15 protein-coding genes are annotated in these 13,654 nt (G+C 71.5%); 6 read left to right on the forward strand and 9 right to left on the reverse strand.

Annotated features, from left to right (window positions below; translation table 11 throughout):
* Positions 1-28 precede the first annotated feature (28 nt).
* The 3 genes from AMK10_RS24760 to lnt all read left to right on the forward strand — a co-directional run bounded on the left by AMK10_RS24760 (position 29) and on the right by lnt (position 3,160).
* Positions 29-892 (forward strand): universal stress protein, encoded by an 864-nt coding sequence (locus AMK10_RS24760; RefSeq protein WP_073750086.1) that lies wholly within the window; start codon positions 29-31, stop codon positions 890-892.
* Between the two features lie 64 nt (positions 893-956).
* Complete coding sequence (locus tag AMK10_RS24765; protein ID WP_073750087.1) at positions 957-1,427, forward strand: nuclear transport factor 2 family protein; 471 nt, start codon at positions 957-959, stop codon at positions 1,425-1,427.
* Between the two features lie 104 nt (positions 1,428-1,531).
* Positions 1,532-3,160, forward strand: a complete 1,629-nt coding sequence (gene lnt, locus AMK10_RS24770; RefSeq protein ID WP_079180856.1) for an apolipoprotein N-acyltransferase — start codon at positions 1,532-1,534, stop codon at positions 3,158-3,160.
* Here lnt and AMK10_RS24775 read toward each other — a convergent pair.
* Positions 3,084-3,989, reverse strand: coding sequence for a Gfo/Idh/MocA family protein (locus AMK10_RS24775; protein WP_073750088.1), 906 nt, complete (start codon positions 3,987-3,989; stop codon positions 3,084-3,086). The two genes, lnt and AMK10_RS24775, sit on opposite strands and share 77 nt — an antisense overlap.
* A 33-nt stretch (positions 3,990-4,022) precedes the next feature.
* A complete protein-coding gene (locus AMK10_RS24780) occupies positions 4,023-5,234 on the reverse strand; it encodes an FAD-dependent monooxygenase (RefSeq protein WP_073750089.1) in 1,212 nt (403 codons plus the stop codon).
* Between the two features lie 81 nt (positions 5,235-5,315).
* Between AMK10_RS24780 and AMK10_RS24785 the strand changes: the two genes are divergently transcribed.
* Both AMK10_RS24785 and AMK10_RS24790 read left to right on the forward strand, forming a co-directional pair.
* Positions 5,316-5,930 carry a TetR/AcrR family transcriptional regulator gene (locus AMK10_RS24785; RefSeq protein WP_073750090.1) on the forward strand — a complete coding sequence of 205 codons (615 nt, stop codon included), beginning with the start codon at positions 5,316-5,318 and terminating at the stop codon, positions 5,928-5,930.
* A 41-nt stretch (positions 5,931-5,971) separates the two neighbouring features.
* Entirely contained in the window at positions 5,972-6,484 is a 513-nt protein-coding gene (locus AMK10_RS24790) for a DinB family protein (protein WP_073750091.1), read from the forward strand.
* A gap of 177 nt (positions 6,485-6,661) precedes the next feature.
* Here AMK10_RS24790 and AMK10_RS24795 read toward each other — a convergent pair whose 3' ends face one another.
* The 7 genes from AMK10_RS24795 to AMK10_RS24825 form a co-directional block, all read right to left on the reverse strand.
* On the reverse strand, positions 6,662-7,288 hold the full coding sequence (locus AMK10_RS24795) for a hypothetical protein (protein ID WP_073750197.1): 627 nt from the start codon (positions 7,286-7,288) through the stop codon (positions 6,662-6,664).
* Positions 7,289-7,363: 75 nt separating this feature from the next.
* The gene (locus AMK10_RS24800; protein ID WP_073750198.1) at positions 7,364-8,083 is read right to left on the reverse strand and encodes a uracil-DNA glycosylase; all 720 of its coding nucleotides are present in this window, start codon (positions 8,081-8,083) and stop codon (positions 7,364-7,366) included.
* Between the two features lie 90 nt (positions 8,084-8,173).
* The gene (locus tag AMK10_RS24805) at positions 8,174-9,754 is read right to left on the reverse strand and encodes an ABC transporter substrate-binding protein (protein WP_073750092.1); all 1,581 of its coding nucleotides are present in this window, start codon (positions 9,752-9,754) and stop codon (positions 8,174-8,176) included.
* A gap of 119 nt (positions 9,755-9,873) precedes the next feature.
* The gene (locus AMK10_RS24810) at positions 9,874-10,629 is read right to left on the reverse strand and encodes an SDR family oxidoreductase (protein WP_073750093.1); all 756 of its coding nucleotides are present in this window, start codon (positions 10,627-10,629) and stop codon (positions 9,874-9,876) included.
* A 22-nt stretch (positions 10,630-10,651) separates the two neighbouring features.
* Positions 10,652-11,413, reverse strand: coding sequence for a 3-oxoacyl-ACP reductase FabG (gene fabG / locus AMK10_RS24815; RefSeq protein ID WP_073750094.1), 762 nt, complete (start codon positions 11,411-11,413; stop codon positions 10,652-10,654).
* Positions 11,414-11,615: 202 nt separating this feature from the next.
* On the reverse strand, positions 11,616-11,999 hold the full coding sequence (locus AMK10_RS24820) for a DUF3037 domain-containing protein (RefSeq protein WP_073750095.1): 384 nt from the start codon (positions 11,997-11,999) through the stop codon (positions 11,616-11,618).
* Positions 11,996-12,880 carry a HipA family kinase gene (locus AMK10_RS24825; protein WP_073750096.1) on the reverse strand — a complete coding sequence of 295 codons (885 nt, stop codon included), beginning with the start codon at positions 12,878-12,880 and terminating at the stop codon, positions 11,996-11,998. Before AMK10_RS24825 ends, AMK10_RS24820 begins: the two co-directional genes overlap by 4 nt.
* A 206-nt stretch (positions 12,881-13,086) precedes the next feature.
* Here AMK10_RS24825 and AMK10_RS24835 point away from each other — a divergent pair, with 206 nt between their 5' ends.
* Entirely contained in the window at positions 13,087-13,371 is a 285-nt protein-coding gene (locus AMK10_RS24835; RefSeq protein WP_158070901.1) for a hypothetical protein, read from the forward strand.
* The last annotated feature ends 283 nt before the right edge of the window (positions 13,372-13,654 follow it).

Genomic DNA, 13,654 nt, shown 5'->3' on the forward strand with positions numbered 1-13,654 from the left:
GGAGATCTCCGACCGCCCTGGAGGCTTCATGACCGCCGACGCCCTTCCCGTGATCGCCGCGGTGGACGGGTCCGCGCACAGCTGGGAGGCGCTCGACTGGGCGGCCTCGGAAGCCGTACGCCGCGGACTGCCGCTGCTGATCGTGCACGCGCGGCCACCCGCTCGGCGCAAGGACGAGGAGAGCGGGCTGCGGGAGGCCGAGGAGCTGCTCGCGCAGGGTGTGCTGCGGACCTCCGGAACCGCCCCCGAGCTGCCCGTCTCGACGCTGACGCCGCTGGACTTCCCTTCGGCCGCACTGGCCTCGCTCAGCCGGGACGCCTCGATGGTGGTCGTCGGCTCGCGCGGGCTCGGAGGCTTCCGCTCCCTGATGATCGGGTCCAACAGCCTGGCGACGGCCTCGATGGCGCAGTGCCCGGTCGTGGTCGTCCACACCGGCCTTACCGACGAGAGCGAGGCGGAGGCCCCGGACGCCTTTCCCGACGTGGTCGCGGGCGTGGCCGCCGACGAGAGCAGCGGGGCGGTCCTGGACTTCGCGTTCGAAGCGGCGGCGCTCCGGCCCGGCGCGCGGCTGCGCCTGGTGCACGGGTGGACGATGTTCTCGTCGATGCTCTCCGGCGGCCCCGTGTTCGACAGCGACGCGGCCGCGGCCTCGGCGGAGCGGGCCCTGGCCGAGCTCACGGCGGGCCGGCGCGAGGACCACCCGCAGATCGACGTCGTACGCGAACCGGTGCGTGGCTCGGCGTCGCGCACCCTGGTCACGGCGTCGGCCACGGCGGCCCTGACCGTGGTCGGGCGGCGAAAGGGCGGTGAGGCCCTCGGGCTCGGTCTCCCGCCCGTCGCTCAGACGACGGTCACGCACGCCCTGGGGCCGGTGGCCGTCGTCCCCAGCTGATTCCGGGTTCCAAGGGCGGTGCGTGCCCCTTGGCCTGCCGCTCCCACGGGCGGAGACTTGGGCGATGACACAGCGCGTGGCTCTCGCGACGGTGATGGACCGGCTGTCCATCGATGCAGTGATCACCGACTACGCCGCGGCGGTGGACGACGGCGCGTGGGAGGACTACGCGGCGCTGTTCACACCGGACGGCCGCGCCGACTACCGGGACGCGGGCGGCACCGAAGGGCCGGCCGCCGAGGCAGCGCGATGGCTCGCGGAGAGCTTTCGGCTCTTCCCCGCCCGCCAGCATCTGATCGTGAACCGGCGCCTGGACCTCCAGGATCTGGGCGGCTACCCGGGCGACGAGGCGCGGGTGCGGGCCGACTACCTCTCCCCGGCGGGCCCGGAGGCCGGGGCCGGAGGAGCAGTCCCCGACCTGGTCAGCGGCGGCCGCTGTGTCTTCGAGCTGCTGCGCACGGAGGCCGGCTGGCGGATACGGACGGTCACGGCACACCGGAAATGGCGGTACGTGCCGCAGGCCCCGCCCGGCTGATCCACGAACGGCGATGGCCACGCCCGCCCCGGCACGCCCCCTGGGCGCTGCTGATCTTCTGCACCACACTGGGATCAGGCGCAGGACCGTCGAGGAGGAGATGCATGCCGATGCCGGGCGGGCGGCTCCAGGACGGGCGGCCGGACGAGAGCGGCGTACGGCCGTACGAGCGGGTGCTGCGTTCCCGTACGGGGCGCGGTGCCGTGGCGCTGCTCGCGGGTGCCCTGCCGGCCCTGACGTTTCCCGCGCCGTCGCTCTGGTGGTTCGCGTACGTCGCGCTCGTGCCCTGGATGCTGCTGATCCGGTCGGCGGGCACGGGGCGGCGCGCGGCGGCCGACGGCTGGCTCGGCGGCATGGGTTTCATGCTCGCCGTGCACCAGTGGCTGGTGCCCAGCCTCCATGTGTTCATCGTGGTGCTCGCCGCCCTGCTCGGGCTGCTGTGGGCTCCCTGGGGCCTGCTCGTGTCCCGGCTCATCGGCGGATCGCCCTCCGTCCGCCGGTCGGTGGCCGCCGTGGTGGTGGTGCCATCGGGGTGGCTGATGATCGAACTGGTCCGCTCCTGGGAGGGGCTGGGCGGTCCCTGGGGTCTGCTGGGGGCCAGCCAGTGGGATGTCCCCCCGGCACTCCGCGTGGCCTCGGTGGGCGGGGTCTGGCTGGTCAGTCTGGGTGTGGTGGCCGTCAACACGGCGGTCGTGCTGCTGGTCGCCGTGGGGGCGGCCCGCCGGGCGGCGGTGGCGTGCCTGCTGGCGGGGGCGGTGGCCGTGGTCTCGATGGCGGTGTGGGCGCCGAGGCCCGAGGAGGCCGGCTCGGTCAGGATCGCCGTCGTACAGCCGGGTGTGATCGAGGGTCCCGGCAGCATCGAACGCCGCTTCACGCGCGGTGAGGAGCTGACCCGGGGTCTGGCCGGCCGTGACGTCGACCTGGTGGTGTGGGGCGAGAGCAGTGTGGGGGTGGATCTGTCCCGGAGCCCGGAGACGACCGACCGCGTCGCGGCACTGGCCCGTGCGGTCGGCGCCGATGTGCTGGTCAACATGGATGCCCGCCGCACCGACGGCCCCGCCCGCGCCGGGATCTACAAGTCGGCGGTGCTGGTGGGTCCGGACGGCCCGACCGGCGACCGGTACGACAAGATGCGCCTGGTGCCGTTCGGCGAGTACGTCCCGGCCCGTGCCCTGCTCGGCTGGGCGACCTCGGTGGGCAAGGCAGCGGGCGAGGACCGGCTGCGCGGCAGCGGACCCGTGGTGATGGACCTGCCGGACGGCGTGCGGATCGGTCCGCTGGTCTGCTTCGAGTCGGCGTTCCCCGACATGAGCAGGCAGCTGGCGAAGGACGGGGCGCAGGTGCTGGTCGCCCAGTCGTCCACCTCGACGTTCCAGCACAGCTGGGCCCCCGCGCAGCACGCCTCGCTGGGCGCGCTGCGCGCGGCGGAGACGGGCCGCCCGATGGTGCACGCCACCCTCACGGGCGAGAGCGCGGTCTACGGCCCCGACGGCCGGCGCCTGGGCGCGCCGATCGGTACGGACGCGAGCGAGGCCGCCGTGTACGACGTGCCCCTCGCCGAGGGCACCACCCTCTTCGTGCGGCTGGGGGCCTGGCCGGTGTACGGCGCGCTCGGGGTGCTGGCCGTCTTCTTCGCAGGAGCCGGTCTGCGGTCCCTCAGGACGCCTGCTCCCACGCCTCCTGGACCACCCGCTCGCACAGCCGGTGGGTCTCCAGAGCGTCCTGGGCACTGAGCCGGCGCCCGGCCCGGACCGCGTCCAGGAAGGACTCCACGCTCTGCTCGATGCCGCGCTGCCGGGCGACGGGCACCCAGTCCCCGCGCCGCCGCAGCGACGGCTGGCCCTTGTGGTCGACGACGTCCGCGAGGTTGAGTACCTGCCGCTTGCTGTCCTGGCCCGATACCTCGAGGATCTCCTCCGTCGATCCGTTGAGCCGGTTCATCATGCCGATGGCGGTGAACCCGTCCCCGGAGAGCTGGAGCACCACATGGTGCATGAGCCCCTCGACGATCCGCGCCCGCACGCCGACGTTCGACACGGGTCCCGGGACCAGGAAGCGGAGGGTGTCGACGACATGGATGAAGTCGTCCAGCACCATGGTGCGCGGGTCCTCGGGCAGACCCACCCTGTTCTTCTGGAGGAGGATCAGCTCGCGCGGATGCTCGGCGCACTGTGCGTACGACGGCGCCAGCCGCCGGTTGAACCCGACGGCGAGGGAGACGGCGCGCTCGTCGGCGAGGGCCACCAGCCTCTCGGAGTCGGCGAGTTCGTAGGCGAGGGGCTTGTCGACGTAGGTGGGCACGTCCGCTTCGAGCAGCCGTCCGACGATCTCCGCGTGCGCCGGGGTGGGCGCGTGCACGAAGGCGGCGTCCAGTCCTTGGGCGAGGAGGGCGTCCAGGCCCTCGTGGCACTGCCGCTCGGGGATGTGGTGGGTCCCGGCGACGGCCTTCAGCGTGGCAGGGGTGCGGGTCTGCAGGTGCAGTTCGACGCCCGGAAGGGTCGTCAGTACCGGCAGATACGCCTTCTGTGCGATGTCGCCGAGCCCGATGCAGCCGACCTTCACGAAGTTCTCCCTGTCGCCTCGGCCAGGGCACTGTCACGGTCGCGCGCTCTGTCCTTCCCTGGTCCCGGCAGCATACGTGCGCCGGGGCGGCTGCCAGTCGGCGATTCCGTCGAACGTGCGGAGGACGAGCCCCGGGCCGAGGCGGGAGGCGGCGGACATCAGCCCGGCGCGCAGGGCGACGGCCGGGGCCGCGGAGAGCTGCATCATCCGGGAGATCCGCGCCGCCCTGCGGACGATCGTGGTGGTGCGGGGCTGCCGGTCCGCGCTGTAGGCGGCCACCGCAGCGCCGAGGTCCGCGCCGGGCGTCACATGGTGGGCGAGCACGACGGCGTCCTCGATGGCCTGGTTGCCTCCCTGGCCCAGTGTGGGTGCCATGGCGTGCGCGGCGTCGCCGAGGAGCACGGTACGGCCCGCGTGGAAGGCGGGGAGGGGGTCGGTCATCTGGTGCACGTCGTGGCGCAGGACCTGGCCGGGCTCGACCGCGCCGATGACGGCCGGCACCGGGTCGTGCCAGTCGCCGAACCTGCGCAGCAGTTCGGCCTTCTCGTCGTCGGCGGCACGGGCTCCGGCCGGGGCCGCGGCGGCGGCGTAGGAGTAGATCCAGCCGTCCTTCAGGGGGTGGCTGCCCCAGAGTGCGGCCCGGCCCCAGGTCTCGTGCGGGGCGAACGCCCGGCACAGCGGGGGCGCGAGGACGCGCCAGGTGGTGAATCCGCTGTACGAGGGCCCTGGATGCCCCGGGAAGAGCGCGGTGCGGACGGCCGAGCCGATTCCGTCGGCGCCGACGACCAGGTCGGCCTCGAGGTCTCCGGAGGGTGTGCCGACCACCGCCCGGGCGCCGCCCGCCCGGCCCGGGTCCACGAGCCGCGCCGGGGCACCGGTGCGCACGGCGGACTCGGGGAGCCGGTCGCGCAGCAGTTCGACGAGGGCGGAGCGGCGCAGCAGGACCAGCGGCCCTCCGAACCGTGCGGCAGCGGCTGCGCTGTCCGTGCGGGCGAGCCAGCGCCCGGACGGCGTACGCATGCCTCCGTCGCCCTGCCAGGCGGCGAGGGACCTGACCGCGTCGCCGAGCCCGATGACGTCGAGCGCGCGCTGGGCGTTGGGGGCCAGGCTGATGCCGGCGCCGACGGGTTCGAGTGAGGGGGCGCGCTCCAGCACGGTGACCTGCCAGCCGTTGTGGTGCAGTGCCGCGGCGGCGGTGAGCCCGCCGATCCCGCTGCCGATGACCACTGCTCGGGGTGCCGCCATGACATGACCTCCTCGGAACTACACCTGTAGTAACGAGCTGCCACGCTACTACAGGTGTAGTGACGGCGGTAGATTGGCTCCATGCCCACACGCCCCACTCCGGCCCGCACCACCAGCCCGTCCTCCCGCGCCGAGCTGATCGCCGACGCCGCGCTCGCCCTGCTCGCCGAGCGCGGCATGAGGGGCCTCACCCATCGGGCCGTGGACGAGCGGGCCGGGCTCCCCCAGGGTTCGACCTCGAACCACGCCCGCACCCGGCAGGCCTTGCTCGAAGTCACCGTGCGCCGGCTCGCCGAGCTGGAGGCGCGGGTGCTCGCTCCAGGGAAGCTGCCCACGGGCGGTGGCCCCGACGAGGCCGCCGGAGGGCTGGCGCACGCGCTGCACCGCTATCTGACCGGCGGCACCGAACTCCTGGTCTGCCGCTACGAACTCGCCCTGGAGGCCACCCGCCGCCCCGAACTCCGGGCGTTCTACGACGATGCGGGCCGGCGCTTCCGCGAACCGCTGGTGGCCCTGATGGCCTCGGCGGGATCGGCGGAGCCCGAGCGGCACGCGCTGTCCCTCGTGGCCTGGGCGGAAGGCATGATGTTCGCCTGCGCCGCGGGGTCGTACCACCGGGCCGTGCCCACCGAGGACGAACTACGCGCGGGATGCGCCGAACTGCTGCGCGGGATGCTCGGCTCGACGGCGGACTGACCGGTGGTGCCGCGGGTCGCCGCTGCGCGAGGATGGCCCGCATGACGACACAGGAACGGTCCCAGCCGGCTGTCGACGCGGCCGAACGCCAGATGCTGGAGGGGTGGCTCGACTACCACCGGGCGACGCTGGCCCTGAAGTGCGAGGGGCTGACCGACGCCCAGCTGCGGGAGGCTTCCGTGCCCCCGTCGGAGTTCACCCTGCTCGGTCTCGTACGACACCTGGCGGAGAACGAACGGGGCTGGTTCCGCGAGGTGTTGGCAGGCGAGGAGCTGCCGCCGGTCTACGGGACGGACGAGGACCCGGACAAGGAGTTCCACGTCACCGAGGCGGACACCTGGGAAGAGGCCAGGACCACCTGGCTGGCGGAGATCGCGGCGGCCCGCGCCAACGCGGCGAAGGTGGAGCTGGACGGCCTCTCCGTCGGCGTGGGCAGGCGGGGACGCCCCTTCAGTCTCCGCTGGATCTACACGCACATGATCGAGGAGTACGCCCGGCACAACGGACACGCCGACCTCGTACGGGAACGGATCGACGGCGCGACCGGCGAGTAGGAGGCAGACGCTGCGAGGGCCGGGACCTCTGGCCGGGCCTGGGCCCCAGGCCCCTGCGGAGGAGCCCGGGCGCGGGTCGAGGGCCGGGCCCCGAAATGAGGGGGCAGGCACGGACCGAGGGGCCGGACACCCGGCCTGGGGCCGGACATCCGGAGGGGCGGGGCCTCGGCGGCCGGGTCACTCCCCCGCCGCACTCCCCCGCAACCGCTGCTCCATGCGCCCGATGGCCGCGCGGATCCCTCCGCCGTACCCGTCGCCCTCCAGTACCCCGGCCGCGTCCCACGCCTGGTCCAGATGGAGCCGGGCCGCCTCGAAGCGCTGGAGCTTGAGATAGTCCGCCGCCAGATTGAGGTGCAGCGAGGGGAAGAAGGCCCGCACGGCCGACGCGTCCCGATGCTCCCCGGGCAGGCCGGTCACCGACCCGGGCGACCCCGTGACCGACCCGGGTGGGGAGTCCTCGCCACGGGAATCCCCGTCAGGGAAGTCCTCGCCACGGGCGTCCCCGTCACGGGAGTCCTCGTCGGCCCCCTCCGCCCGGCCCGCGACCGCCCCGCCGCCGGCCAGTCCCTCCGCGGCCGTCAGCGCCCGGAGGTCCCAGGCGAGCTCGTCCCCGGGATCGTCCTGGGCGTCGGCCATGTAGTGCGCGAGGGTGCAGCGGTGCAGCGCGTCGCCGTGTTCCCCGATCTCCGACCAGATGATGCCGAACCGGTTGCGGGCCTCTTCCCTGTCCCCCGCGTGGAGCAGCATGATCGCCTGGCCGATCCTGGTCATGACGACGTCCCCCGACGCTTCCCGCTGCTCCACTTCAGAGGTCTCCCTGATCACTGCCCGGCCTGTTCCGGTCGCTCAGACGCTAGCTGGAGCGACCGGCATTCCCGCTCAGGCGCGGGCCCGAGCCGCCGGGCGGTTCGCCCCGGTCCCCAGGTCCGGGATCCGCCAGTCGATGGCGTCGTGACCCTGCGCGGCGACGGCCTCGTTGATCTGGGTGAAGGGACGGGAGCCGAACCACTTCTTCGCGGAGAGCGGCGAGGGGTGGGCACCCTTGACCACGACATGGCGGTCCTGGTCGATCAGCGGGATCTTCTTCTGGGCGTAGTTCCCCCACAGCACGAAGACGGCCGGGTCGGGCCGCTCGGCCACCGCACGGATCACCGCGTCGGTGACCTTCTCCCAGCCCTTGGCCTTGTGCGAATTCGCCTCGCCGCCGCGGACCGTCAGAACCGCGTTGAGCAGCAGGACGCCCTGCTCGGCCCACGGCATCAGATATCCGTTGTCCGGGACCGGCAGGCCGAGCTCGTCGTTCATCTCCTTGTAGATGTTGCGCAGCGAGGGAGGCGTCCTGACGCCCGGCCTCACCGAGAAGCACAGGCCGTGCCCCTGACCCTCGCCGTGATACGGGTCCTGGCCGAGGATGAGCACCTTCACCCGCTCGTAGGGGGTCGCCTCCAGCGCGGCGAAGACCTCTTCGCGCGGCGGATAGACCGGCCCCCTGGCCCGCTCCTCCTCGACGAATTCCATGAGCTCCTTGAAGTAGGGCTTCTGCAGCTCTTCGCCGAGGACGCCGCGCCAGGACTCGGGCAGCAGGTCGGTGTCGGTCACGTCCACAACCTCCGGTAAGCAATCCGTTCTTGACCACAGAACTTACCGGGGACCACTGACAACGGACCTGCCGAGCCTGCTGCCGCCCGCCTACCAGCTGGTCTTGCGGTACAGCTCCCACATCTGCATGACGGTCTGCGGGTCGAGCGCGCGCTCGCCGCCGCCGATGTCCTCGCCCGCGGCCACGTACAGCTTGCCCTGCCACAGGGGCAGCAGCCGCACGTCCTTGACGAGGATCTCCTGCGCCCGCTTGAACTGCTGGGAGACGGCGCCGCGGTCGCTCTCCTTGCGGGAGGACGGCAGCAGCTCGTCGGTGATCTCGTCGGTGAGGTAGGGAGTGCCGGTGACGCTGTCCTTGCCCACGAAGGGCGCGATGAAGTTGTCGGGGTCCGGGAAGTCGGGGAACCAGCCTCGGCCGAAGACCGGGTAGTCGCCCTTGGTGAAGCCCTCCTGGAAGGTCTTCCACGGCGCGCTCTTCAGCGTGATGCGGAACAGTCCGGACGCCTCCAGCTGACGCTTGAGCTCGGCGAACTCCGGCGCGGTGGAGGAGCCGTAGCGGTCCGTGGTGTACCAGAAGGTCATCTCGACGGGCTCGGTGATCCCCGCGTCGGTGAGGATCGCCTCGGCCTTGGCGGTGTCCGGGTCGCCGAAGGAGTCGAAGAAGCTGGTGGCGTGCCCCGCGATGCCCTTGGGAACCATGGAGTAGAGCGGTTCGGCGGTGCCCTGGTAGACCTTGGCGACGAGGGCGTCGCGGTTCACGATCTGGGCGATGGCCTTGCGGACGGCGGGGTTCCCGGCCGCAGGGTCCTTGGGGTTGAAGACGAGGAAGCGGATGTCGGCGCCGACCGTCTCGACGATCTGCAGGCCGTTGTTGTCCGACTTGTTGTCTTCCAGACCGATGACCTCCTCGGCGGTCAGACCGCGGTAGGTGGCGTCGATCTCCTTGTCCTTCAGCGCCGCCACCATGGGCTCGGAGTCCTCGAAGTAGCGGATGGTGACGGCGGTGTTCTTCCGGTCGGCGAATCCCTTGTAGCCGGGGTTCTTCGACAGCTCGGCCTTGTTGCCCGGCTCGTACGCGTCGAGGATGTACGGCCCCGAGCCGGTGACCTTGCCGTCGTCACGGATGCTGTCCGCCGGGTACTCGCTCGGGGGGACGATCGACATCGCGGGGGTGGCCAGGATGAAGGGGAAGGTCGCGTCCGCCTTGCTCAGGTGGAAGATGACCGTGTCGTCGCCCTTGGTCTCCACCCGGTCCAGGGAGCCGAGCAGACCGGCAGGGCCTCCCTTGACCTTGATCTTCACGATCCGGTCGATGGAGTACTTCACGGCCTCGGCGTCGATCTTCTCCCCGTTGGAGAACTTCAGGCCGGAGTTCAGGGTGCACCGGTACGCCATGCTCGTGGCGTCGGTGAACCGGCACTCCTCGGCCGCGTCGGGCTCGGGGCTGGTGCTGCCGGTCGGGAAGCTCACGAGGGTCTGGAAGACGTTCCTCATGAGCTCCCAGGAACCGTCCCACGCGGCAGCCGGATCGAGGGTCGAGGGCGAGCTCGTCGTTCCGACCGATATCTGCTGGTCCGTTTCGGAACTGCTGTCGGACAGCAGTCCGCAGCCGGCCAGCACAGAAAGGGAAGCAAGGGCTGCAGCAACCTGCAGACTGGCCCGGTAGAACACGTGCACGCTCCTCGATCAGCCTTGGGGTCGGCAGACCATACCGCAGTGCCCCACCGAGCCAATCCGCAGGCCCGGCGGGGCACTTGAGTCAATCAGGGCCAAAGTGGCGCAGTCCTACCTCAGGCGACGCCCGCGTTCAGGAAAATACCGCCGTCGACCACGAGCGTCTGCCCCGTGACCCAGTCGGACTGCGAGGACGTGAGGAAGGCGGCGGCGCCGCCGATGTCCTCCGGGACACCGAGCCGGCCGAGCGGGTAGGCGGCCGCTGCCTCGGCCTCACGGCCCTCGTACAGCGCCTCCGCGAACCTGGTCTTCACCACGGCCGGTGCGATCGCGTTGACCCGCACGACCGGCGCGAACTCGTGCGCCAGCTGGAGGGTCAGGTTGACCATGGCCGCCTTGCTCATCCCGTACGCGCCGATGAACGGCGAGGCGGAGACACCGGCGACGGAGGCGATGTTGACGATCGCCCCGCCGTTCTCCCTCTGCCACGCCTTCCAGGTCTGCTGGGCGAAGCCGAGCGCCGAGATCACGTTGGTCTCGTAGACCTTGCGGGCCACGTTGAGATCGAGCTCGGCCATCGGCCCGAAGACCGGGTTCGTACCGGCGTTGTTGATCAGGTAGTCGACCCGGCCGAACGCCTCCATGGCCCGCTCGATGGCCGCCGCCTGGTGCGCCTCGTCGTGGGCCTTGCCCGCGATGCCCACCGCACGGTCGGCGCCGAGCTTCTCGACGGCCTCCTTCAGCGCGTCCTCGCCGCGGCCCGTGATGACGACCTTGTCGCCCCGGGCGACGAGCGCCTCGGCGATGCCGTAGCCGATGCCCCGGCTCGCGCCCGTGATGAGCGCGACCTTGCCACTGTCCTGCGTTGTCATGGTGTCCGTAGCCCTTCCGGGGTCAGTTGAGCGGTCCGCCGGCGACGTACATGACCTGGCCGGACACGAAACCCGCGTCGTCGCCGGTGAAGAAGGCGATGGCGTTGGCGATGTCCTCGGGGTGCCCCACGCGCTGCACCGGGATCTGCGTCGCGGCGGCGGCCTGGAACTCCTCGAAGCCCATGCCGACCCGGGCGGCCGTCTGGGCGGTCATCTCGGTGACGATGAAGCCGGGGGCCACGGCGTTGGCGGTGACGCCGAACTTGCCGAGCTCCTTGGCGAGCGTCTTGGTGAAGCCCTGGAGACCGGCCTTGACGGCGGAGTAGTTCGCCTGGCCGCGGTTGCCCAGCGCCGAGGAGGAGGAGAGCGAGACGATCCGGCCGAACTTGGCCTCGACCATGTGCGACTGGACGGCCTTCGCCATCAGGAACGCGCCCTTGAGGTGCACGTTCATCACGAGGTCCCAGTCGGACTCGCTCATCTTGAAGAGCAGGTTGTCGCGGAGCACACCCGCGTTGTTGACGAGGATCGTCGGGGCGCCGAGCTCGGCGGCGACGCGCGCGACGGCGGCTTCCACCTGCGCGCTGTCCGACACATCGCAGCCGACGGCGAGGGCCTTGCCCCCGGCGTCGGTGATCTTCTCGACCGTGTCCTTGCACGCCGCCTCGTCGAGGTCGAGTACGGCGACGGCGCGGCCCTCGGCCGCCAGGCGTACGGCGGTGGCGGCGCCGATGCCCCGTGCCGCTCCCGTCACGATGGCGACGCGCTGCTCGGTGGTGGACATGCTTGGTTCTCCTCGCCCTTGGATCGCGGCTCAGCGGACGTCAGGAAGTTCCCGATAACTGAGCAACCGCTTAGTACCTTCAGCAGACGAGACGCTAGAAGCCCTGGCACCCGGTGTCAACGGCACACGGGGGCACGGGCACATGTCACACCGGACGGCGCCGCCGCTCCCGGCCTCCGGGGCGGCGGCGCCGACGGCAGGATCAGCGCACCAGCAGGTCGAGCAGCCGCTCGACCTCGGCCGCCGGGTCGGCGGTCAGACCGCTGTGCACGACGCCCGGCTGGACAACTGTCGAGCGCGGCGCGATGAGCCAGCGGAAGCGCCGCCCCGGGTCGTCACCGGCGGCCTGGCCCGCCGCGTCGCCACCCGTGCAGACCCCTTCCACCGCGCGCAGCGCGGCTCGCACCCCGACCACGTCCGCCTGCGGGTCGAGCGCCCTGAGCTTGTGCTCGTCCAGGTGCGTCCGCGCGGCGACGAAGGACTTGGCGCGGCAGTAGACCAGCACACCCGCGTTGAAGCACTCCCCCCGCTCGACGCGCGGAACGACGCGCAGGACCGCGTACTCGAAGACATCGCGCGTGCTCATCGGCCGCCGTCCTTGCCGCTACGTCCGGCGTCCGCCTGGGCGGCGCGGTCCTTCTTCGTCGGGTGGGGCCAGGGCGTGAGGTGCTCGGTGAGCCAGCCCGGGGCCTGCGAGGGGCGCTTCCCGCTCGGCGCGTCCATGAGGATCCGCTCGTGCATGCCCTGGGCGCGGGCCAGCAGCGGCTCCACGTAGGCCCGGCGCAGCTGGTCCGTGGTCTCGAAGCCGGGCTCGCCGGCCAGCCACTCGTCGGGCACATCGGCCGCCACCTCGGTGAGGAGTTCCTCGGTGACGAGCGGGGCCAGCTCGGCGGCGGCGGCCGCGATGTCCGGCCCGAACGGCGCGAGGACATGGTCGGACGCGTTGTACGGCTTGGCCGCCGACGCCTGCGCGCCCGGCCAGTTGTGGTGCCAGATCATGGTGGCGCCGTGGTCGATCAGCCAGAGGTCACCGTGCCAGACCAGCATGTTGGGATTGCGCCACGACCGGTCGACGTTGTTGATCAACGCGTCGAACCAGACGATCTTCCCGGCCTCCGCGGCCCCGACCTCGTACGCGAGCGGATCGAAGCCGAGCGAACCGGGCAGATAGTCCATGCCCAGGTTGAGCCCGGCACTGCCCTTGAGAAGCTCCTGCACCTCCTGGTCCGGCTCGGCGAGACCGATGACGGGGTCGAGCTGGATGGTCACCAGCTCCGGCACGCGCAGCCCCAGCCTCCTGCCGAGCTCTCCGCAGATGACCTCCGCGACGAGGGTCTTGCGACCCTGCCCCGCTCCGGTGAATTTCATGACGTACGTGCCCAGGTCGTCGGCCTCGACGATCCCGGGCAGCGAGCCACCCTCACGCAAAGGCGTGACATAGCGGGTCGCTACGACCTCTTCCAGCATGTTCCCAGGCCACCCATCTCTACAGCCTTGCAATCCACGGACGACCTCTCCGGGGCGTAGGGGTGAGAAGCGGCGATCGACGACGCTGGGGCGATTCCGGGGAGCTTCGACCGTCGTCCCGCTCTCCCCGCTCCCCAAGCAGTCCGTCGACGGTTCCCCGCCCCTTGCGGCAAGCCTCCTGCATGAAGTGAGCATAGTAACCGAGGGTGATCGCGGGCGAGGAGTGCCCGAGCCACTGCGACGCCGAGGTCACAGCCTGCTCTCTCTTCGCACCCTCGCAGTGGGATGCCGTGCAAGTGGGGAATCAGCATCTGCTCGCCGACCTCACCTACCAAATCTCCTTCGGCAAGGCTGAGTTCAATTATGAGTACACAGGCCTGGTGACCTTCCGCCTGACGGATGTCGATGCCTTGGAGCCCGGCCAGGTGTGGGCCGATGGCCGGAGCATGGCGCGCGAAGCCTTCGAAGAACTGGCCGACGAATCCTGCTGAGGCTGCTTGGCACCGCCCTCGGCATGCTTCACACGGCCTTCCGAGAGGGCGGTTCGTGAGTACCTCCGCACGCCACCGCCGTCACCCCTCCGCGAGCGGGGCGCCGACCAGCTTCGTCAGGAACCGGTCCACCTGTTCATCCAGCGGGGGCCAGGGCGACTCGGGTTGGTTGACGCGTAGCGAGACGGCTCCGTGGACGGCCGCGCGAAGGTCCAGGGCGACGGTCTCCGCGTCGCCGCGCGGCGCCAGACTGGCCGGGGACGAGGTGCTTCGCGGTAGCGGG

Source organism: Streptomyces sp. CB02058, assembly GCF_001905505.1.
Taxonomy (GTDB): domain Bacteria; phylum Actinomycetota; class Actinomycetes; order Streptomycetales; family Streptomycetaceae; genus Streptomyces.